This is a genomic window from Pseudobutyrivibrio sp. C4 (genome assembly GCF_900111635.1).
GTDB lineage: Bacteria > Bacillota > Clostridia > Lachnospirales > Lachnospiraceae > Pseudobutyrivibrio > Pseudobutyrivibrio ruminis.
Genome location: NZ_FOHF01000003.1, coordinates 239,071 through 261,705, shown reverse-complemented (window position 1 = coordinate 261,705; position 22,635 = coordinate 239,071). Strand labels below are relative to the sequence as shown.

At 38.1% G+C, this 22,635-nt stretch carries 14 protein-coding genes; 1 reads left to right on the top strand and 13 read right to left on the bottom strand.

Going from position 1 to position 22,635, the window contains the following annotated elements; translation table 11 throughout:
- Positions 1-364: 364 nt before the first annotated feature.
- The 10 genes from radA to BMY66_RS07735 all read right to left on the bottom strand — a co-directional run bounded on the left by radA (position 365) and on the right by BMY66_RS07735 (position 12,806).
- Positions 365-1,750: a DNA repair protein RadA gene (gene radA / locus BMY66_RS07780; RefSeq protein ID WP_090394766.1), complete on the bottom strand. Its 1,386-nt coding sequence runs from the start codon at positions 1,748-1,750 to the stop codon at positions 365-367.
- A gap of 74 nt (positions 1,751-1,824) precedes the next feature.
- Positions 1,825-2,238, bottom strand: coding sequence for a hypothetical protein (locus BMY66_RS07775; RefSeq protein WP_033154424.1), 414 nt, complete (start codon positions 2,236-2,238; stop codon positions 1,825-1,827).
- A 96-nt stretch (positions 2,239-2,334) separates the two neighbouring features.
- Entirely contained in the window at positions 2,335-4,776 is a 2,442-nt protein-coding gene (locus BMY66_RS07770) for an ATP-dependent Clp protease ATP-binding subunit (RefSeq protein ID WP_044937996.1), read from the bottom strand.
- A 13-nt stretch (positions 4,777-4,789) separates the two neighbouring features.
- Entirely contained in the window at positions 4,790-6,247 is a 1,458-nt protein-coding gene (locus BMY66_RS13785; RefSeq protein WP_177175623.1) for a hypothetical protein, read from the bottom strand.
- Between the two features lie 116 nt (positions 6,248-6,363).
- Positions 6,364-6,558, bottom strand: coding sequence for a hypothetical protein (locus tag BMY66_RS07760; protein ID WP_044938001.1), 195 nt, complete (start codon positions 6,556-6,558; stop codon positions 6,364-6,366).
- Between the two features lie 68 nt (positions 6,559-6,626).
- Positions 6,627-7,769 (bottom strand): aldo/keto reductase, encoded by a 1,143-nt coding sequence (locus BMY66_RS07755; protein ID WP_044938003.1) that lies wholly within the window; start codon positions 7,767-7,769, stop codon positions 6,627-6,629.
- Between the two features lie 146 nt (positions 7,770-7,915).
- Entirely contained in the window at positions 7,916-9,343 is a 1,428-nt protein-coding gene (locus BMY66_RS07750; RefSeq protein WP_044938005.1) for an NCS2 family permease, read from the bottom strand.
- Positions 9,344-9,377: 34 nt separating this feature from the next.
- On the bottom strand, positions 9,378-10,970 hold the full coding sequence (locus BMY66_RS07745; protein WP_090394765.1) for a CTP synthase: 1,593 nt from the start codon (positions 10,968-10,970) through the stop codon (positions 9,378-9,380).
- A gap of 1 nt (position 10,971) precedes the next feature.
- Positions 10,972-11,544 carry an ANTAR domain-containing response regulator gene (locus tag BMY66_RS07740; protein WP_044938010.1) on the bottom strand — a complete coding sequence of 191 codons (573 nt, stop codon included), beginning with the start codon at positions 11,542-11,544 and terminating at the stop codon, positions 10,972-10,974.
- A gap of 14 nt (positions 11,545-11,558) precedes the next feature.
- The gene (locus tag BMY66_RS07735; protein WP_090394764.1) at positions 11,559-12,806 is read right to left on the bottom strand and encodes a glutamine synthetase family protein; all 1,248 of its coding nucleotides are present in this window, start codon (positions 12,804-12,806) and stop codon (positions 11,559-11,561) included.
- A gap of 259 nt (positions 12,807-13,065) precedes the next feature.
- Here BMY66_RS07735 and BMY66_RS07730 point away from each other — a divergent pair, with 259 nt between their 5' ends.
- Entirely contained in the window at positions 13,066-17,319 is a 4,254-nt protein-coding gene (locus BMY66_RS07730) for a 2-hydroxyacyl-CoA dehydratase (protein ID WP_090394763.1), read from the top strand.
- Positions 17,320-17,360: 41 nt separating this feature from the next.
- On the opposite strand, the gene BMY66_RS07725 is transcribed toward BMY66_RS07730, so the two are convergent.
- From BMY66_RS07725 to BMY66_RS07715, 3 genes are all read right to left on the bottom strand, one after another.
- Entirely contained in the window at positions 17,361-18,995 is a 1,635-nt protein-coding gene (locus tag BMY66_RS07725; protein ID WP_090394762.1) for an alpha-glucosidase, read from the bottom strand.
- 190 nt (positions 18,996-19,185) lie between these two features.
- Entirely contained in the window at positions 19,186-21,264 is a 2,079-nt protein-coding gene (gene htpG, locus BMY66_RS07720; protein WP_090394761.1) for a molecular chaperone HtpG, read from the bottom strand.
- Between the two features lie 127 nt (positions 21,265-21,391).
- Positions 21,392-22,564 carry a PP-loop family protein gene (locus BMY66_RS07715; RefSeq protein WP_090394760.1) on the bottom strand — a complete coding sequence of 391 codons (1,173 nt, stop codon included), beginning with the start codon at positions 22,562-22,564 and terminating at the stop codon, positions 21,392-21,394.
- Between the last annotated feature and the right edge of the window lie 71 nt (positions 22,565-22,635).

Here is a 22,635-nt window from a genome sequence, read left to right as displayed (position 1 = left end):
TGTATTAATTCAAGGTTTGTTTCACTGTTCAGTTATCAATCTTCTCTTTGTTGTTGCCCTCAGCAGCAACTCGTTTATATTATCACGATGCTGTGTTTTTGTCAACAACTTTTTTATTTATTTTGTGAACTTTTTAGGAAATCAAAATTGTTTATACAATTCTTTCAATTCCTTATTTCGTTCAGCACTTCGTTTCCCTCAGTGCTCGATTATAATATCACCTAAAATAGGGCGTGTCAACAGAATTTCTGTGTTTTTTTAAAGTAAATCTATTTAACTCAAACGCTCATAATTGTGTGAATTGTACCAATTATTTTATCAATTCTATTTTGACGCCCATATATAGGTCATATAAGCATCTTCATTATCGAGATATAGCATCAACTGCCTCTTTTATATTTGATACGCCAACAACTATAATCCCATCAATATTTTTCACAGAAGGTATATTTGACATAGGCATTATTACCCTCTTAAATCCAAGCTTCTTAGCTTCGTTAACTCGCTGCTCTGCCATTGACACAGATCTAACTTCGCCTGACAAACCTATCTCACCAAATACTATCGTTCCTTCGTCAACAGGTATATCCTTTTCACTAGAATATATAGCAAGTGCTATAGCTAAATCGATTGCTGGTTCATTAATTCTAATTCCACCGGCTATATTCACATAAACGTCTGATCTTCCTAAGAATATACCACATGATCTGTTAGCCTTAGCGTCTCTCATTCTTTCAAGTACTGCAACTAACAGATTTACTCTATTGTAATCGCATCCTGTAGCCATTCTTCTAGGAATTTCAAAAGCAGTTTTGCTGACTAATGACTGTATTTCCACAAGAATTGGTCTTGTCCCCTCCATTGAGCATGTAACTATAGAACCAGTAGCATTTTCCGGTCTTCCATCTAGCATAACAGCAGAAGGATTCTTAACCTGTTCTAAGCCGGTGTCTCTCATTTCAAAAACGCCTATTTCATTGGTAGACCCAAATCTATTCTTAACTCCACGAAGTATTCTGTAAGATGCGTGTCTATCTCCTTCAAAATACAAAACAGTATCTACCATATGTTCAAGAACTCTAGGTCCTGCAACAGTACCCTCTTTTGTAACATGTCCAACTATGAAGACAGCTATTCCTTTTCCTTTTGCTATCTCCATTAAGACACTAGTCGATTCTCTAACCTGTGAAACTGAGCCTGGAGCCGAACCCACTGACTCATTAAACATTGTTTGAATAGAATCTATGATAAGAACTGTAGGCATCTCTCTTTCAACCACAGCTTTTATAGTATCCAGATTTGTTTCGCATAATAAATCCAGCTTATCGTTAAACTCTCCAATTCTGTCTGCCCTTATTTTTATTTGCTGCAACGATTCCTCACCAGAAACATACATGACATTTACACCAGACAAACAAAGCTTTTGACATGTCTGAAGCAAAAGTGTCGACTTTCCAATACCAGGATCTCCGCCAACTAAAACCATAGAACCAGGAACAATTCCACCGCCTAATACGCGGTTAAACTCCTCGATATTTGTAGATATTCTCTGTTCATTAGAGGCAGTAACATCGATAATCTTTGTTGGCTTAACATCCGATACTTTTGCTCTACTTTTAACAGATGTCTTATCTATAACCTCTTCTACTAATGAATTCCACGCACCACATGATGGGCATTTTCCAGCCCACTTTGATGTTTCATTCCCACATTCCTGGCAGAAGAATACTGAAACCTTTTTATTTGCCATAATATATCTCCTTCTATAAATAAAAAAATCTTCCCACATTTATTTGTGGGAAGATAATAGTTTAAATTACGGTATTAAACTCTACTAACCTGAACTGTTACTGCAACTCCTGGATCAAGCTCAACTGAAAGATTAAGCTTACCGCCAAGATTGGTCTTCATCTGACCTGCACTTGCGCCATTAACAGTAATATCATAACTAGTCTCTGGTTCAAGCTCCAAAGTAATCATTGCATCTTCTTTGCCCTCAACTGTAAACGAAACAGAATCAGAAGTACAATTGAACTTTTCTACAGCTGTACCAGGTACAGATTCATAAACAAACATCCCATTACGTTCTAACTTAGTGATATCTGAAAATGTCTTAACCTTGTACAAATCTCCGTCATGCTTGTAGTCTTCGAGCTTCTTCTTATCAGCTAATGTATAATCCCCAAAGCTGATAGTTCCGTCTGCTTCACTGCGAATCAACTCACTAATCACAGCCATTTTTATTCCTCCTGTAGCCACTGCTTACCTGCAGATTGTCTTATTCTGATTATAACAAAGGAATATCATTTTAACAACAAGACCCACAAATTATTATTAGCATTTTTCAAAAACCACTACGTCTTTTTTAACCTTTGCTTTTACTGAATCAGATGGCTTTATTTTGCCTGCTAAAATATCCTCTGCCATTACATCCTCAAGAGCCGTCTGTATCTTTCTACGAATTGGACGAGCGCCATATTTAGGATCAAATGCTTTATCTACAATCCAGGTCTTAACTGATGCTGGAATTGTAACTGTAATATCCATCTGCTCTTTGCATCTAACAATAAATTGTTTAACCTGCAAACCAGCAATTTCTTTCATATCATCCTTTGTAAGGGCTCTAAATACGATTGTTTCATCAATACGATTCAAGAATTCTGGCTTAAAGATTCTCTTTACCTCTTCCATTACGCCATTCTTCATAAACTCGTAGTCTTTGCTAGCATCCTCTTTTGATGCAAAACCAAGCTTTTTAGGCTCTATGATTGCCTGTGCTCCAGCATTACTTGTCATGATAATAATAGTATTCTTAAAGTCTACCTTTCGTCCCTGAGAATCTGTAACATGACCATCATCCAAAATCTGCAAAAGAACATTGAATACATCAGGATGTGCCTTTTCAATCTCATCAAAAAGGATTACTGAATATGGATTGCGACGAACCTTTTCTGATAGCTGGCCGCCTTCCTCATAGCCAACATATCCTGGAGGTGATCCAATCATCTTTGAGACTGAATGCTTCTCCATATATTCACTCATATCAACTCTAATCATTGATGATTCGTTGCCAAATACAGCCTCTGCCAAGGCTTTTGAAATTTCTGTTTTACCAACACCTGTTGGGCCAAGGAATAAGAACGAACCAATTGGTCTGCCTTTTTCTTTAAGACCCACTCTACCTCTACGAACTGCTCTAGCAACTGCAGAAACGGCCTCTTCTTGACCTACGACACGCTTATGTAAAATGCTTTCGATTTTACGAAGTCGAACTGACTCCTGTTCTGTTAATTTAGAAACAGGAATCTTTGTCCATAATGCCACAACCTTTGCGACATCATTTTCTGTAAGAACAACAGGCTTTGACTTAGAACGTCTGTTAAGCTTCTTTTGCTCCGCTTCCTTCTTTAAGATAAGCTCATCTTTTTCTTTTTTAATTGAACTAGCAAGAGCAATATCGCCATTAATAATAGCGTTCTCCATGTCTTCAGAAAGCTGTTCAATTTGTTTATCTAAACTGTCATCTTTTGTAATTTTCTTTACGTCATTAAGCTTAATAGCAGCAGCTGCTTCATCCATCAAATCAATTGCTTTATCCGGCAAGAATCTATCTGCTATATAGCGTTCTGAAAGGTGTACGCATGCCTCAACAGCTTCGTCCGGAATTGTAATCCCGTGGTGCTCTTCATATAAGTGTCTTACACCTTTAAGAATGTCAATTGTTTCCTCTGTAGAAGGTTCTTCTACCATAACAGGTTGGAAACGTCTTTCTAATGCAGCATCTTTCTCTACGTATTTACGATATTCATTAATAGTAGTAGCTCCAAGAATTTGAATCTCACCACGAGCCATAGCTGGCTTTAAAATATTAGATGCATCGATAGCTCCTTCAGCTCCACCAGCACCTATTAATGTATGAATCTCGTCTATGAATAAAAGGATATTGCCCTCTTCAATAACTTCCGCAATAACCTTTTTTATTCTCTCTTCGAATTCGCCACGGTATTTTGAACCAGCAACCATTCCTGACAAATCAAGGGAAAGTACCCTTAAATCCTTTACAGAATCAGGAACATTACCGTCAACAATTCTTTCTGCTAAGCCTTCAACAATGGCAGTTTTACCAACACCAGGCTCACCAATAAGACAAGGATTATTCTTTCCTCGTCTAGATAGTATTTGAATTACACGCTGAATCTCTGAATCTCTACCAACTATAGGATCCAGTTCTCCTTCTTCAGCAAGCTCTGTTAAATCTCTAGAAAACTGATCCAAGTAAGATGCTTCGTTTTTGCGAGAGCGACCGCTGTTAATAGCCTGCATCTCTTCTTTGTATACAACCCCCTCTGCGCCCATACCGGCTACTAATTCGGAGAATAGTTTGTGAGGGTTGATATCCAGCGAATTAAGCAGACGTGCACCAGAGCAATCCTGCATACGAATCATCGCCAATAAAAGATGCTCTGTTCCTATAGTCTTAGAATTGCATTTAGCTGCTTCTTCACTAGCATGTTCCAATAATTGTTCCATTTTAGGTGTGTAGCCATCTCTTTCTTGAATGGCAATCTCACCACCTGGAGAAATAAGTTCCTCCACAAGCTTAAGTAACGCTGCTTTATCTACACCATTAGAATTCAAAACCTTGGCAGCAAGTGAGTTCTCCTGCTCAATAATCGAAATAAGGAGATGCTCAGTACCAACATAGCTATGCTGCAATGACTTTGAAAGCTTTGATGCCCCTGTAATTGCACGTTTTGCTTGTCTTGAATATTCCATATTTTTGCTCCTTTTATAGGTCATTTAAATCCATCATATTAAGACTAGATGCTCTACGAGCCTCATATGACTCTGACTCAAATCTTGACTTAGAGAAATCTCTGTCGTCATCTTCGTCATCTTCATCATAATCATCGTACTCTTCTTCATCATCGTCATCGTACTCTTCTTCTTCGTACTCTTCTTCGTCGTACTCGTCATCTTCTTCGTCACGATCTTTTCCGCCAAAAACAATAGAACGAGGTAATCTGCGAGAAGATCTAGTAGGCGCCTTAGCAAATACATCGCCATCGAAATCATCGTCGTCACCATGACCTCTAATAGCTTTGTTAATAATAATAAATAATAGTACAACACAAAGGACTATAAGCCCCATGATGATTTTGCGATATAAGTTGAGTTTTTCTACATATAAATTATTGTCGGTAGATGTTTCTGTTTCCTCTACCTCTTCGGTAGTATCAGTAGATGCTGAAGTAGAAAGAGCTGATTCATCAACTCTTGAAACAGTCTTATATGTGCTGTCGTATACAAACCAACCAGAAGCACCATCCTGGTTTGTACCGTAAGCATAGAAAAACTCTGCTCCATCGATTGTGTATGCAGTAGCTGTGCCACCATTTACATCAAGTGTAGTTGCTGTAAAAGCAGATGTAGGTGCTGAACCATTGTCACTAACAATAACGTAGCTATCTGCTGTACCAAGCATTAAGAAAGGTGAAACAGTACCTGCTTCTGCATTATAAAGATAGAAAACACCTGAACCTGAAGTGTTATCAGCTGGCTTTAAGTAAAGCAATGTAAGACTACCATTTGTTGGCTCGCTATATGTGCTTGAACCAATTGTAACAGTTGTCTTTGAAAAGCCTGCTGGCATATCAGAATCAGAAAATCTCTCTGAAACAACATATGCAACACCATCGATATCAAATCCACCGTCGGAGTTAAGAGTACCTACTCCACTTGTAGATGTAGTAGTTGCTGTAGTTTCCTCTGTAGTTTCTTCTGTAGTCTCAGTATTCTCTTCTACTGTCTCTTCTGTTGTAGTCGTTTCTTCTGTAGTAGATTCACTTGCTGTACTTGTAGATGATGAGCTTGATGAGCCCCCGATAGTAAGTGTTGTACTGCTACCTGAATTAGCTGATGAAGAAACTATGATAGAAGCTGTTCCTTCTGCCGCTGCAGAAAAAACGATATCTCCCTGCTTGCCAGAGAAAGAAACTGCATTGCCCTCTGATGTGTATCCTGAAACACTACAACTAGATAATGTAAGCATGCTAGCTGTATATTTAACAGTGATTGTGCCGCTTTCTGTGGCGGTTATAGAAACTGTAATAGAATCGCCAACTGATGCAGAACTTTTAGAAACATTAATAGTGGTAGTTCCCTGTGCCATTGCAACAATATTAAACGCAAAAACCATTACAGCTATAGCTGCAAAGCTAACTGCTCTTTTAAACAATTTATTCATAATCAATTACCTTCCTTAAAAACCCAGTGTACATCATATCGGTGAAAAAGCCTTTTTCGCTAATATAAATACACTATATATAGATACTTTAATTATAGGTAACCCCCAATACATAGTCAACAATTTCTGCAAAGTAAAAAGAGCCATATTGAGCTAGAAAGCCCTGAGAATGAGCCTATTACTCCGCCTGCATTACTACTAGAAATGTGGATATCAAATATAAATAATAAGAAGAAAATAATGCCAACTGCAACAATAAACGAAATAGCTGCCAGCGATACAATTAATTCTTTATCAAGTTTCTTTTTCATAAAAAATACCTCCTGAATCATCTTATGTATAAGATAATATCAGAAGGTATGTACATATTTATGGACTTCTAGCTTTCAAACATTTCAGCTACTAGTTCTAGATTCTTTCTAATAGGAAGATGTTGTGGACAAATATTCTCACATTTACCGCATTTAATGCAATCACTAGCCTTACCAAAATTTGCATTTAAACGCTCATAGTATTCACGTTGAATAGTAAATCCTTTATCCTTTGATTCCTGTTTTTCAGCATTATACAATGAGAAATACTTTGGGATAGGGATGTTCATAGGGCAACCGTCTACGCAATAAGCACATGCTGTACATGGAATTGCAATAGCACCGTTAATAATATCTCTTGCCATAAACACAAGCTTCTGCTCTTCCTCTGTAAGAGGCTTGAAATCAGCCATATAGCCTGTGTTATCAAGAAGCATCTGCTCACTTCCCATTCCAGAAAGAACCATCTTTACATTTGGAAGAGACGCTGCAAAACGAATAGCCCATGATGGAATTGAAGCATTTGCATCGTAATTTTTAAACAAATCCGTTACTGCATCAGGTACATTTGCCAAAGTACCGCCTTTGACCGGCTCCATAACAACTACTGGCTTATTATGCTTTACACAAACCTCGTAGCATTTTCTTGATTGAATAGCTTCGCTTTCCCAATCAAGGTAATTTATCTGAAGCTGGACAAATTCAACTTCTGGATGCTCTGTGAGAATCCTATCTAAGAGCTCAGCTCTATCGTGATAAGAAAAGCCCATATGCTTAACAAGGCCCGCTTCTTTTTTCTTAGCTAGCCATTCAAAACTGCCAAGCTCTGTGTATTTTTTATAATGTCCCTCTCCTACATCGTGGATAAGATAATAATCAAAATATGAAACACCTGTCTTTTCCAATTGTTTGTTGAAAATTTCATCCATCTCTTCTGCCTTATTGAAGAATCCAGCATGAAGTTTGTCAGCAAGAGTAAATTTATCTCTAGGATATCTATCTACCAATGCTTCTTTTGTGGCATTTTCAGACTTAAATCCGCAATACATCCAAGCAGTATCAAAATATGTAAATCCTCTTTCAATAAAGGTATCAACCATCTTTTTAAGAGTCTCTACATCAATTGAATCCTCTTTATTTGGATCTAATCTTGGTAAACGCATTAAACCAAAACCGAGTTTCTTAGTATTATCCCCAAATATATTTGCCATTAGTCCTCTCCTTTCAATTGCGCAAAATCTATTTACATAATACTCCACACTCCCTATAGTTAGTCAATAGAAACTCAGATATTCACTTTCAATAAAAAAAAGCTAGCTCTTTAATTAGAGCTAGCTTATGAATGTCTATATTATTCTTATACTGCTAAGAAGAACTTGATAAGGAAAAGTACTGAGATTACATATGTAAGAGCAGATACTTCCTTTGCCTTGCCTGTGAATACCTTGATTACTGTGTAAGAAATCATTGCAAGACCAATACCATGTCCAATTGAACCTGAAATAGGCATAGCAATAAGCATGATAGTAACTGGTACACATACTGAAAGGTCATCAAAGTTTACCTTCTTAAGACCTGTCATCATAAGAACACCAACATAGATGAGTGCTGCTGATGTTGCAGCTGCTGGAATGATTGCTGCGATAGGTGCAAGGAAAATGCAAAGAAGGAATGCAATACCGCATGTAAGTGCTGTAAGACCTGTACGTCCTCCTGCCTCAACACCTGAAGCTGACTCAATAAATGTTGTAACTGTTGATGTACCTGTGCAAGCACCGAAAAGTGTTCCGATAGAATCTGAAAGAAGAGCTTCCTTCATGTTTGGCATATTGCCTTCTCTATCAACCATACCTGCACGAGAAGCTGTACCTACTAATGTTCCAATTGTATCGAACATATCAATGATACAGAATGTGATAACAAGTGTTACTGCTGTAAACCAACCCATCTGAGTTAGGCCAGCGAAATTAAACTTAAAGAGTGTTGTTGTAGCCATATCACCAAATGCTGGAACAAATGATGCTGTTGCAAGTGATGCAAAAGGATTCTGGCCAAGTACGAAGAAATCGCCAATCCAGTAAATTACTGATGCAGCAAGCATACCAATAATAACTGAAGCCTTAACGCCCTTTGATGCAAGAACTACAATAATAAATAAACCAACAAACATTGTAATAACAGAAAGAACCATTACTGGGTAAGCATCTGTCATTGTCTGCTTAGCGTATGAAGCTGTAAGAGCTCCGAAGAAATCTTTCATTGCAAAATACTGATTGAAGTTTGAATCTGCAATGTAAACATTTGAACCAAAACCAATGTTAAGAAGCATAAGTCCAATAGCTGGTGAAATACCAAGACGAATGCCAAGTGGAATTGCATCTACAATCTTTTCACGAATATTGAGAAGTGAAAGGATAAAGAATACAATACCTTCGATAAGAATGATGCAAAGCATTGCCTGGAATGACTCTACATATCCCATACCAGTCATAGCAACAAGGTTGCCGATTACAATAGCCATGAATGAGTTAAGTCCCATACCTGGAGCAAGACAGAAAGGCTTATTTGCAAGGAAAGCCATAACAAACATAGCGACCGCTGATGAAATACATGTGGCAAGGAATACACCATTCCAAAGTGCCTGACCGCCTGCACCGTAACCAGTAAGAAGGTTTGGATTCAAGGCAATGATATAAGCCATTGTCATGAATGTGGTGAGACCAGCGATGATTTCTGTCCTTACAGAAGTGTTGTTCTCTTTGAGTTTAAATCTTTTCTCTAACATTTTTTTCTCCTTTATATAAAAAATTTATAGGGAACTACTTCAAGCTTGCTTTGATAAACGCAGCAAACAATGGATGTGGCTTATTTGGGCGGCTCTTAAACTCAGGATGGAACTGAACACCTACATGGAATTTGTTTGATGAAACTTCGATTGCTTCAACAACTTCATCATTAGGTGATGTACCTGAGATTGTGAGACCCTTTTCTGTCATAAGCTCACGGTATTGATTATTAAACTCGAATCTATGTCTATGGCGCTCAGAAATATTTTCTGAACCATATGCTTCATATAATTTTGTATTTTTTTGAACTGCACAAGGATATGCTCCAAGTCGCATTGTACCGCCCTTTCTAAGAACAGCCATCTGCTCTTCCATAAGGTCGATTACGCAATTCTTTCCTGTGCTATTAAACTCACGAGAATTGGCATCCTCAAGGCCGCAAACATTTCTAGCAAACTCAATTGCAGCAACCTGCATACCTAAGCAAATACCAAGATAAGGAATATCATTTTCACGTGCGAACTGACAAGCAGCGATTTTTCCTTCTACTCCTCTATCGCCAAAACCTCCTGGTACAAGAATTCCATCTACACCACCTAAGACATCTTTTACATTGTCCTTTGTGATTGTTTCAGAATCAACCCATTCGATTTCAACGTGAGCACTGTTTGCATATCCACCGTGATATAATGCTTCGCGAACTGATAAATAAGCATCATGAAGTGCAACGTACTTACCAACAATAGCAATTTTTGTCACCTTCTGCAAGCCTTTTATATTATCTACCATTTTCTCCCATTCTTCAATCTTTGGAGAAGGATTTTCTAAGCCAAGTTCACGACATACTACATCATCAAGACCATACTTGTGCATCATAAGAGGTGCTTCATATAAGCAATCAAGGGTATCATTCTCAATTACGCAGTCCTTCTTTACATTACAGAATAGAGAAATCTTATCCTTAATAGACTGCTCAAGTGGATGATCAACACGGCAAACAATAATATTTGGCGAAATACCAAGAGACTGTAGCTCCTTAACTGAATGCTGTGTTGGCTTTGATTTATGTTCTTCTGAGCCTGAAAGCCATGGAACCAAAGTTACATGAATAAATAAGCAGTTTTCACGTCCTTTTTCAAGAGATACCTGGCGGATAGCCTCAAGGAAAGGCTGTGACTCTATATCGCCTGTTGTTCCACCAATTTCTGTAATCAAAACATCACAATCAGATGTTTCTGCACCCATGTAGATAAATCTCTTAATTTCCTCAGTAATATGTGGAATAACCTGAACAGTCTGGCCTAAATACTCACCTTTACGCTCGCGATTAAGGACATTCCAATATACTTTTCCTGAAGTAAGATTTGAATATTTGTTAAGGCTTTCATCAATAAAGCGCTCGTAATGTCCAAGATCAAGATCTGTCTCCGCTCCATCATCTGTAACGAAAACCTCACCATGCTGATATGGGCTCATTGTACCTGGATCAACATTCATATAAGGATCAAGTTTTTGTGAAGCAACCTTATAGCCTCTCATTTTTAATAAACGTCCTAATGACGCTGCTGTAATACCTTTTCCTAAACCTGATACTACACCACCTGTAACAAATACATGCTTTGTCATCTTAAACTCCTTCGTATTTCTTTATAATATCTTTAGCAATTTCGACTCGAGATTTTCTCATGTCCATTGCTTGTTTCTCTATAATTTTATGGGCTTCCTCTTCAGAAACATCACTATTAACAATCAGAAGCAGCTTCGCCCTAGATATGATTTTCATATCCTCTAACTTTTGTTCCAGTTTTGCACTTTCCTTATGAGCCATGCTAATACGTCTTTGCGCAACTCTTGCAAGTTTCAAAGCCTGCCAAAATAACTGCTTATTTATTGGCTTTGAAACAGTTATAATGCCGTAATCTTCAACGTGTTCTGCAACTTCATCAATAAATTCTGCTTTAACAAACAATATGACCTGGCAATTATTCTTTTCAGCAATATCTATTGCTAAATCTTCTCCAGAGCTATTATCTATAGGACCGTTTATAATACATATATCAAAATCGTAGTCCAAAATAGCCCTCTTTGCCCGCGGTCCATTGTCAGTTGCAACCACATCTACAATTCCATTTTCTTTAAGAAAGGATTTGTAAAACAGAGTTCCTTTTTCGTTGTTGCAGACAATCAATGCCCTTTCCATAAAACCTCTCCAAATTAAATATAAGATTTTATGATATCAATATAGCGCTGAGTCACATCGCTGAAAGATGACTTAGTGATAAACTCACTATTCTCAGCACACTCAATAGCTTCCTCAATGGAAAGTGGTAGCATTTCCAAATATGCGGATCTATCTTCGGTTAAAAATCTAGAATTGACTTCTAATGCAGGTGGAAGCTTTTCCTTATTTTTGATTCCTGCAAGACCGGCCTGTAAAATAATTGCACTTGCTAAATATGGATTGATACAAGAATCTGGAGAACGAAGTATAAAATGATCTCTCTTGCCATTAATTTCAGGAACTCTGAATAATCTAGAGTTGTTTTGCGAAGACCATGTAATATACTTTGGCGCTTCTGCCATTCCAAATCTGTTATAGGAATCTCTTCTACAGTTAAGGAATAAAGTAATATCCCTCATTCTATTAAGAATACCTGCCATAAAGCTTTCTGAGAAATCCTCATCAGATGTTTGGAGATTTACATTCCCTTTGTAATTTGCCATCTTGATATGTAAACCATTACCAGGTGCATCTTCCAATGGAAGTGGATCAAATGATGCGTAAACACCATTTCTAGCTGCAATGTTTTCAACTACATTTTTATAAGTCACAAGATTGTCAGCTGTTGTAAGCACATCGGCAGACATGAAATCAATCTCGTTTTGACCTGGTCCTCTCTCGTGATGAGATGTTTGTGGGATGATTCCCATTTCTTCCAAGGTAAGACAAATTTCTCTTCGAATGTTTTCCCCTTTATCACTTGGTGCAACATCAAGATATCCACCATTATCAAATGGTTCTTTAGTTGGATTTCCATCTTCATCTGTTTTAAATAGATAAAACTCAGATTTAAGACCCATACGAGTACTAAATCCTGCTTTCTCACATTCATTTAGGGTTTCTTTTAAGAAATTGCGATAATCGTAAGTAAATGGTGTGCCATCTGCAAGCACAACATCACAATACATTCGAACAACGCGTCCTGACTGTGGACGCCAAGGTAAAATATGAAGTGTATCAGGATCCGGCTTAAGGAATAAATCCTGACTATCTCCATCATGATAGCCTAAAATAAGAAAGGAGTCGAAATTCACGCCTTCTTCAAAGGCGTGTCTCAACTCCTGTGGCATTATTGATATGTTTTTTTGTGTACCGTATAGGTCACAAAAGGCTAGACGTATAAATTTTACGTCGTTTTCTTCAACGAAATCGATGATATCTTCTACTGATAGATTTGACATGCTCCCTCCAAAATAAAAAAAGCGTTTTTTTTTTGGAAAAACCTTTCCTAAAAAAAATACGCTCAATTACTCTGAAATATTACAACAGCATTATTCATTTGTAAAGAAAAATTTTTATAAATTTTTGATTGTATAAAATATAATTGTCTTTTAATCGAATAACATTTTTAAGATTTTGTTTATTGTATATTTGCTTATCTACATTTATAATACGTAATGTTGCAAAAATATTATATTAATAAGAAAGAATTATTATTATATGGAAAACAAATTATTCAAATTAGGCATCGATATAGGTTCCACAACAGTTAAAATTGCGGTGCTTGACGATGATAACAATCTTTTATTTTCTGATTATCAGAGACACTTTGCTAACATTCAGCAAACTCTCACTGATTTATTAACTCAAGCCAAGTCTAAGCTTGGTCAGATTCAAGTTCGTCCAATGATTACTGGCTCAGGCGGACTCACTCTTGCTAAGCACCTTGGTGTTGAATTTGTACAGGAAGTTATCGCTGTTTCTACTTCCCTCACTCACTATGCTCCACAGACAGATGTTGCAATCGAGCTTGGTGGCGAGGATGCTAAAATCATTTATTTCGAAAATGGTAATGTTGAGCAGCGTATGAACGGTATCTGTGCTGGTGGTACAGGTTCTTTCATCGATCAGATGGCTTCTTTGCTTCAGACAGATGCTACAGGCCTTAATACATATGCTAAGGACTACAAAGCTATCTATCCAATCGCTGCACGTTGCGGTGTATTTGCAAAGACAGATATTCAGCCACTTATCAATGAAGGTGCTTCAAAAGAAGACTTATCTGCTTCTATTTTCCAGGCAGTAGTTAACCAGACTATTTCAGGTCTTGCATGTGGTAAGCCAATTCGCGGCCACGTTGCATTCCTCGGTGGTCCTCTTCACTTCTTGGACCAGCTCAGAGAAGCATTTATTCGTACACTTAAATTAGATGATGAGCATGCTATCTTGCTTGATAACTCTCATCTTTTTGCTGCTATTGGTTCTGCACTTAACTCAAAGGAAGATCAGAACGTACCTATGGACGAGCTTATCGATAAGCTTTCACAGGGAATAAAGATGGACTTTGAGGTTGCCAGACTAGAGCCTTTATTCGAGGGCGAGGACGATTTCAGAGCCTTCAAGGACAGACACGCTAAGGCTGAGGTTAAGAAGGGCGATTTAGCTAATTATCATGGTAATGTTTACCTTGGTATCGATGCTGGTTCAACAACTACAAAGCTTGCTGTTGTAGGTGATGATGGCACACTTCTTTACTCATTCTACTCAAGCAATAACGGTAGCCCACTTGCTACTTCACTTAAAGCTTTAAAAGAGATTTACTCTATCATGCCTGAGGATACACATATCGTACACTCATGCTCTACAGGTTATGGTGAAGCATTACTCAAGGCTGCTTTACAGCTTGATGATGGCGAAGTAGAGACTATTGCCCACTACTATGCTGCTGCCTTCTTCAATCCAGAGGTAGACTGCATCCTTGATATTGGTGGACAGGATATGAAATGCATCCGTATCAAGAATGGCGTAGTTGATAGCGTACAGCTTAACGAAGCATGTTCTTCTGGTTGTGGATCATTCATCGAGACTTTCGCAAAGTCCCTTGATTTCACAGTTCAGGATTTTGCAGAGGAAGCGCTCTTTGCTCTCAACCCAATCGACCTTGGTACACGTTGTACCGTATTTATGAATTCAAAGGTAAAGCAGGCACAGAAGGAAGGCGCTTCGGTTGCAGATATTTCTTCAGGTCTTGCTTACTCAGTTATAAAAAACGCACTCTTCAAGGTTATCAAGCTTTCTGATGCTTCAGAGCTTGGTAAGAACATCGTTGTTCAGGGTGGTACATTCTACAATGATGCTGTTCTTCGTTCCCTTGAAAAGGTTGCAGGTGTAAATGTAGTTCGTCCTGATATTGCAGGTATCATGGGTGCATTCGGTTGTGCTCTTATCGCTAAGGAGCGTTACGAGGAAAATCCTACTACAACTACACTTGGCATTGATGAGATTAACAATCTTACATTTGATACAAAGCTTACTCGTTGCCAGGGCTGTGTGAACCACTGCTTACTTACAATCAATAGATTCTCAGGCGGACGTTCATTCATCACAGGTAATAGATGTGAAAAGGGTGCAGGCGGTGTTAAGAATAAAGAGAACATCCCTAACCTTTACGAATACAAATACAACAGATTATTTGATTACGAGCCACTTTCAGAGGAAGAGGCAACTCGAGGTACAGTTGGTATTCCACGTGTCCTTAACCTCTACGAGAATTACCCATTCTGGGCTACATTCTTCAAGGCTCTGAAATTCAGAGTAGTTCTCTCTCCTCGTTCAAACCGTAAGGTTTACGAAATGGGTATCGAGTCAATCCCATCAGAGTCAGAGTGCTACCCAGCAAAGATGGCGCACGGTCATGTTCAATGGCTTATCAACGAAGGAAATGTGGACTTCATTTACTATCCTTGTATTCCATACGAGAGAAATGAGTTTCCTGATTCTAACAACCACTACAACTGCCCTATCGTTACATCTTATGCTGAAAATATTAAGAACAACGTGGATGAAATTACAACCGGAAAGGTTCGTTTCTTAAATCCATTTATGGCTTTCTCTTCAGAAGAGATTCTTACTACTCAGCTTGAAAAGGTATTCAAGGAAGAGTTCGATATCTCAGCTAGCGAAGTTAAGGCCGCTGCACATGGTGCATGGCTTGAGCAGGAGCATTTCAGAAATGATATGTATGCAAAGGGACAGGAAGTTCTTAAGTATCTAGAAGAGACTGGAAAGCATGGTATCGTTCTTGCAGGACGTCCATACCACGTAGACCCTGAGATTAACCACGGTATTCCAGAGCTTATCAACAGCTATGGCATTGCAGTACTTACTGAGGATTCTATTTCAAACCTTGGTGAGGTTGAGCGTCCTCTTATCGTTATGGACCAGTGGATGTTCCACTCACGTATGTACTCAGCTGCCAACTTTGTAAAGAAGCATGATAACCTCGATTTAATCCAGCTCAACTCATTTGGTTGTGGTCTTGATGCCGTTACAACTGATCAGGTAGCTGATATTCTTACTCAGTCTGGTAAGATTTACACATGCCTCAAGATTGACGAAGTAAACAACCTTGGTGCCGCACGTATCAGAGTTCGTTCTCTTCTTGCTGCACTTCGTGTTAAGAAAAAGAAGAAGCAGGAACGCGAAATCGTACCTGCCAACTATAACCGTATCGTATTTACGGAGGAGATGAAGAAGAATTACACAATTCTCTGTCCACAAATGTCTCCTATCCACTTTGATTTAATCGAGCCTGCATTCAACGCAGCTGGTTACAATCTCGTGATTCCAAACATTCCAACACGTACATGTGTGGATGTAGGTCTTAAATACGTAAACAACGATGCTTGCTATCCTTCACTTATGGTAATCGGTCAACTTATGGCTGCTATCGATACAGGCGAGTTTGATATGAGCCGTACAGCTCTTCTCATCTCTCAGACAGGTGGTGGATGTCGTGCATCAAACTACATCGGATTCATCAGACGTGCACTTGCAAAAGCAGGCTATCCTGATGTACCAGTTATTTCATTAAACCTTAACGGATTCGAGCCAAACCCTGGATTCAAACTTACACCTAGCCTTATCCAGCACGGACTTTACGCTCTTACTTTTGGCGATATCTTACTTCGCTGTGTTTATAGAGTACGTCCTTACGAAGCAGTTCCTGGCTCAACAAACGAGCTTCACGATAAGTGGAGAAAGAAGGTTGTAGAGTTTGTATCTAACACAAAGATACTCTCTCATGGCAAGTTTAAGAGAATGTGTCGCGAAATGATTCGTGATTTCGATAACCTTCCTATCATCGAAGGTCTTAAGAAGCCACGTGTTGGTATCGTAGGAGAAATCCTTGTTAAGTTCCTTCCAGCAGCTAACAATCAGCTTGCTGAATTACTTGAGCAGGAAGGTGCCGAAGCAGTTGTTCCAGATCTTACAGACTTCCTTCTTTACAGTTTCTACAATGCAAACTTTAAGGAAGAAAACCTTGGTGCAAGCCGCAAGACTAAGTTCTATTGCAACATGGGAATCAAGTTCTTTGAGTGGCTCAGAAGTGCTGCCAGAGATGAATTTAACAAGTCTAAGAGATTTACTGCTCCAGCATACATTACAGATACTGCAGCAAACGCAAAGGGAATCGTATCAATCGGTAACCAGACTGGTGAAGGATGGTTCCTTACAGGTGAAATGCTTGAGCTTATTGAAACAGGTGCAAGCAACATCGTTTGTATCCAGCCTTTTGGATGCTTACCAAACCACGTAGTTGGTAAGGGTGTAATCAAACGTATTCGTCATGAGCACCCAGAGGCAAATATCGTAGCCATCGACTATGATCCAGGTGCATCTGAAGTTAACCAGCTTAACAGAATTAAGCTTATGCTTTCTACAGCAAATAAAAACTTGGCTAAGGCTGAGTAATATAGCAAAAGCCAGCTCATATGAGCTGGCTTTTATTAATCTTATATATTCGAAACAACTACTCTAAATTCATATGGCTTTAGGAAGAAGTTTTCTCTCTCTGATTCTTCATAATTACTAAATGCTATATTATCCCCATAGAATTCTACAGCCTTGTTAAAGCTGGTAAGATTGCAATAAATGTATAATCTTTCATGTGTAGATTCTCTAGTAAAAATGTACACATCACTTGGAGATGCTACTCTTCTATAATTTCCATCCTGAAGTGCCTCTGAATTCTTTCGGAATTCAATCATACTCTTATAGAAGTTTAAGATGCTATTATCATCTCTAAGCTCTGTTTCAACATTAATAAATGATTTATTAGCATTGATTTTTAGCCAAGGTGTACCTGTAGTAAAACCTGCATTATCGCTAGCATCCCACTGCACTGGAGTTCTAGCATTATCCCTAGTGGTTTGAAGGATCAGTTTACGGCGTATAGAATGCACCAACAACATCTTTTTCAATGACTGATTTATATTGTAGGATTCTATATCTTTAAGCTCTCTGAGGCCTTTAAAATCGCCATTTGTCATGCCAATTTCCTCACCCTCATATATAAAAGGAACTCCTCGAAGGCTAAGATTTAAACCGCATAAAAGCTTTGCACTTTTCTCCCAGTATTTCCCAACATTTCCAAAGTGATTAACGGAGCGAATCTGATCATGGTTTTCCAAATAATTGGCTGGGACCTCCAATGCAGTCTGCCACTTATCCAAGATTTTAATAAGTCTGCTTGGTTTAAATCCCTTTTTAAACCATTTTATTCCGTAATTATCAACATCCATGTGTTCAAAGAAGAACACTGCATCAAGCTCTTTACGATTTTCATCACTAAGAAGCTTTGCATCATCAGGGGTCACAAAAACAGTTTCACCAACTATAAATGTCTTGTATTTGCTCCACACTTCCTCGTTGAAACGCTTTAACAATTCATGGCATCCATCAGTGTTTAGATAGTGTTCCTTACCTGTTAAAGCAAAACGTTTTTTGCCATTCTCCAAAGATTCTTTATATATAATATTTATTACATCACATCTAAATCCAGCTACCCCTTTGTCTAGCCAAAAGCGCATAATATCTGTAATCTCATCAAATACTTCAGGATTTTGCCAATTTAAATCAGGTTGTTTTTTGCTAAAAAGATGTAAGTAATAATCCCCTTTTTCAGTTTTAGACCACGCACGGCCCCCAAAGAAAGAACCCCAGTTGTTTGGATAGCTGCTTCCTACACCCTCTCTAAAATAATAGTAATTTCGATATTTATCATCTCCTGCCAAAGCCTTTTGAAACCATTCGTGCTCATCAGAAGTATGATTAATAACCAAATCCATTATTATCTTAATCCCTAGTCTTTTGGCTCTACTAATAAGCCTTTCCATATCTTCCATTGTGCCAAATTCGGGATTGATGTCCTTGTAATCTGAAATGTCATAACCGTTGTCATAGCCTGGACTGCGATAAACTGGGCTAAGCCAAATGGCGTCTATACCCAATTCTTTTAGATAATGTAATTTAGAAATAATGCCCGGAATATCCCCTATTCCATCGCCATTACTGTCACAAAATGAGCGTGGATATATCTGATAAACTATAGCATTTTTCCACCATTTCTTTGTACTAGTTGAAGCCATAACTATCCCCCATAGCATTGTGTGTGTTAGATTAATAATAACTAAGTTGACACATTTTTTCAATGATTTATTCACAATTTACACACAAATACAGATGAGTTGCGTGATAATTCAAAATATATTTTACAATATTAAAAAAACGGCAGGCTTATACGCCTACCGTTATAAATCTATGCAAGTTTTCAATCTACTATTTTGTTAATAACATCATAATCTTATTTGATCTTGCAACAAACTCTGTCATAGCTTCTGGTGAAAGTGGTGCATTTGCAATCTTTGCTAAATCATAAAGCTGAGCTGCAAATGTAGGAACATTCTCTGAATCCTTGTTATTAAGGATGTACTTAACTAAGTCATTGTTTGCATTAAGTACAAGTGTCTCAGAAGCTGAACCAAACATGCTCATATCCATGCCGCCCATAGCGTACATTTTCATCATATCCTGCATACGACGGCTCTCTTCTGATACTGTAAGCATAGAAGAAAGATCTTTATTCTTAAACTTCTCTACCTTAACCTCAAGACCTTCATTATTAAGAGCTTTTCTAAATACATCTGTAAGCGTCTCAGTCTCTGACTTAAGCTCATCCTCAGATGTTTCCTCAACCATAGAATCTGTAACATCAGCATCGATTCTGCAGAACTTGTAGTTCTCATTTCGCTGCTCAAGTTGAGTAATGAATGAAGTATCAATTGCATGATCAAGGATTACAGCATTCATACCCTGCTCTTTGAACATATTGATGTACTGGCCCTGCTGTGCAACATCTGTTACATAGTAAACAGTCTTTCTTGTATCCTCTGGCTCTTTATTATCATCAGCATCCTTTGTTTCATCAACAACTTCTGCTTCTACCTTTTCGCCATTTTCATCAGTGGCTTTTTCCTCTTCCTTAACAAGTAGCTCTGGAAGAGTGATGTATTTATCATTGATATCCTTGAAGAGGATGTAGTCGTTCATCTTATCGCAGAACTTGTTGTCCTTTAGGCAGCCAAACTTGATGAATGGAGCAATATCATCCCAATATTTCTCATAAGATTCTTTTTCTGTTTTGCACATACCAGTAAGCTTATCAGCAACCTTTTTAGTAATGTACTCAGAAATCTTTGTAACGAATCCATCATTCTGAAGTGCAGAACGTGATACATTAAGTGGAAGGTCTGGACAATCAATAACACCCTTTAAAAGCATTAAAAACTCAGGAATAACTTCTTTGATGTTATCAGCGATGAATACCTGATTATTGTAGAGCTTGATTGTACCTTCGATTGAATCATACTCAGTGTTAATCTTAGGGAAGTATAAAATACCCTTAAGGTTAAATGGATAATCCATGTTGAGGTGAATCCAGAAAAGTGGCTCCTTGTAGTCGTGGAATACATCACGATAGAATGCCTTATACTCTTCTTCTGTGCACTCTGATGGAGACTTTGTCCAAAGTGGCTGAGTCTCATTTAATGCTACTGGACGCTTAACGATTTTAAGCTTATCCTTTGCAGGTGAAACCTCTACCTGTTCTTTTTCTCCATTTTCATTTTCTTTTTCTTCGAACTTAGCATCCTCATGGATTTCTTCAATAACTTTATCTGTATCGAGCTTGTCAGCTGCATCGATTGTCTCATACTCTTCTGGAGCATCCTTCTTTGAAAGGAAAATCTCTGTAGGCATGAATGAACAGTACTTTTCGATGACTTCGCGGGCTCTGTATTCATTAGCAAACTCGAGGCAATCTTCGTTTAAGAATAATGTGATTTTAGTACCTACCTGGTCCCAATCACCATCGCCCATTTCGAATTCTGTGCCGCCATCGCATTCCCAATGAACTGCTGTAGCACCATCCTTGTATGAAAGTGTATCGATGTGTACTTCATCTGCTACCATAAATGCAGAATAGAAGCCAAGACCAAAGTGACCAATAATCTGATCTGAATCAGCCTTGTCCTTATATTTCTCAAGGAAATCTGTAGCGCCAGAGAAAGCAATTTGATTGATATACTCATCTACTTCATCAGCTGTCATACCAAGACCATTATCAATGAATGTAAGTGTCTTGTCCTCAGGGCTTACGATAACCTGAATCTTTGCCTTATAATCAAGAGGAAGTGAGTACTCACCCATCATATCAAGCTTTTTAAGCTTTGTGATAGCATCACATCCGTTTGAAATAAGCTCTCTATAAAAAATGTCGTGATCTGAGTATAGCCACTTTTTGATCACTGGAAAAATATTTTCACTTGTAATTGATAAACTACCTTTTTTGTTACCCATTTCAATCACTCCTTTGTTTATTCACTAATGAGTATGATAATACTGGGAAAAATCAAAGTCAATAAAAAATTAGCACTCATATACAATGAGTGCTAATAGTATAATTTGTTATCAATTTAGTAGTTCATTATTGATAATTATCATAATCATCCAAGAAATGATGCTTTACTCCATCCTGCTTGTAAGCTATTACAGTAGCAAGATTTACATTCTCAACACTTCTGAAGATATTTGACTCTACGTAAGGATTAACCTTCTTTAGCTCGGCAATAAGATTTCTTGTTTCAAGACGCTTTGACGCGCTTGTACCATCTACTGAACAGCTGTCACATGTCTCTGTGAAATGACATGCACACTGAAGGAAATGCAATCCATTGTATCTTTGCCATGCAATAATATCATCCTGTCTAACAAGATAAAGTGGGCGAATCAATTCCATGCCTTCAAAGTTTGTGGAATGAAGCTTTGGCATCATTGTCTGAATCTGAGCTCCGTAAAGCATTCCCATAAGGATTGTTTCGATAACATCGTCGTAGTGATGACCAAGGGCGATTTTGTTGCACCCTAATTCCTTTGCCTTTGAATATAAGTGGCCTCGGCGCATTCTAGCACATAAGTAGCATGGGTTCTTATCAACAGTGTCTACGGCATCGAAAATATCGCTTTCGTAAATAACAATTGGAATCCCCATAAGCTTTGCATTACTTTCGATAAGGCGACGATTTACCTCGCTGTATCCAGGATCCATTACAAGGAAAGTCAGATTAAAGTTGACCTTTTGATGCCTTTGAATCTCCTGGAAAAGCTTTGCCATAAGCATAGAATCTTTACCACCGGAAATACAAACAGCTATGTGGTCTCCTTCTTTTATAAGCTCATACTCCTTGCATGCTCTGGCAAATGGAGAAAATAAGCTCTTGTGGAATTTCTTTCGAATACTCTTTTCTATTTCTGCTCTCTGTTCCTTAAGCTCATCATCAGCTTCAGAATTTTGCTTATCCATCATGTATGAAAGATAGCTGTTATATCCGCCCTTAAGGCTTACTGCATCAAATCCCTGCTCTGCTAAAACTTCTGCATCCTCTATAGAAATCTGTCCTCTGGTGCAGTACAGAATGATTTGCTTTGACCTATCTAGCTTATTTACCACGCTATCTAAATCAACTTCAAATAATTCATGGGTGATACTGATAGCATCAGGAATCATACCATACTTAAGGCTTCCTTCATTTCTGGTATCAACCAGCATATATTTATCTTTATCAAGCTTTGTAAGCTGTTCAAATGTGATTTCCCTCATAAAATACCTCATTAAACAACACAAAAGCAGATGCTATAACATCTGCTTTGAAGTTCTCCTATCAAATTGAT

Excerpts from the sequence above, each read along its gene's own strand:
- BMY66_RS07725 (WP_090394762.1), bottom strand. The coding sequence starts at position 18,995 with ATGGCTTCAACTAGTACAAAGAAATGGTGGAAAAATGCTATAGTTTAT.
- BMY66_RS07770 (WP_044937996.1), bottom strand. The coding sequence starts at position 4,776 with ATGGAATATTCAAGACAAGCAAAACGTGCAATTACAGGGGCATCAAAG.
- BMY66_RS07715 (WP_090394760.1), bottom strand. The coding sequence starts at position 22,564 with ATGAGGGAAATCACATTTGAACAGCTTACAAAGCTTGATAAAGATAAA.
- BMY66_RS07740 (WP_044938010.1), bottom strand. The coding sequence starts at position 11,544 with ATGGAAAGGGCATTGATTGTCTGCAACAACGAAAAAGGAACTCTGTTT.
- BMY66_RS07750 (WP_044938005.1), bottom strand. The coding sequence starts at position 9,343 with ATGTTAGAGAAAAGATTTAAACTCAAAGAGAACAACACTTCTGTAAGG.
- BMY66_RS07755 (WP_044938003.1), bottom strand. The coding sequence starts at position 7,769 with ATGGCAAATATATTTGGGGATAATACTAAGAAACTCGGTTTTGGTTTA.
- BMY66_RS07775 (WP_033154424.1), bottom strand. The coding sequence starts at position 2,238 with ATGGCTGTGATTAGTGAGTTGATTCGCAGTGAAGCAGACGGAACTATC.
- BMY66_RS07730 (WP_090394763.1), top strand. The coding sequence starts at position 13,066 with ATGGAAAACAAATTATTCAAATTAGGCATCGATATAGGTTCCACAACA.
- BMY66_RS07760 (WP_044938001.1), bottom strand. The coding sequence starts at position 6,558 with ATGAAAAAGAAACTTGATAAAGAATTAATTGTATCGCTGGCAGCTATT.
- BMY66_RS13785 (WP_177175623.1), bottom strand. The coding sequence starts at position 6,247 with ATGAATAAATTGTTTAAAAGAGCAGTTAGCTTTGCAGCTATAGCTGTA.
- BMY66_RS07735 (WP_090394764.1), bottom strand. The coding sequence starts at position 12,806 with ATGTCAAATCTATCAGTAGAAGATATCATCGATTTCGTTGAAGAAAAC.
- radA (WP_090394766.1), bottom strand. The coding sequence starts at position 1,750 with ATGGCAAATAAAAAGGTTTCAGTATTCTTCTGCCAGGAATGTGGGAAT.
- BMY66_RS07745 (WP_090394765.1), bottom strand. The coding sequence starts at position 10,970 with ATGACAAAGCATGTATTTGTTACAGGTGGTGTAGTATCAGGTTTAGGA.
- htpG (WP_090394761.1), bottom strand. The coding sequence starts at position 21,264 with ATGGGTAACAAAAAAGGTAGTTTATCAATTACAAGTGAAAATATTTTT.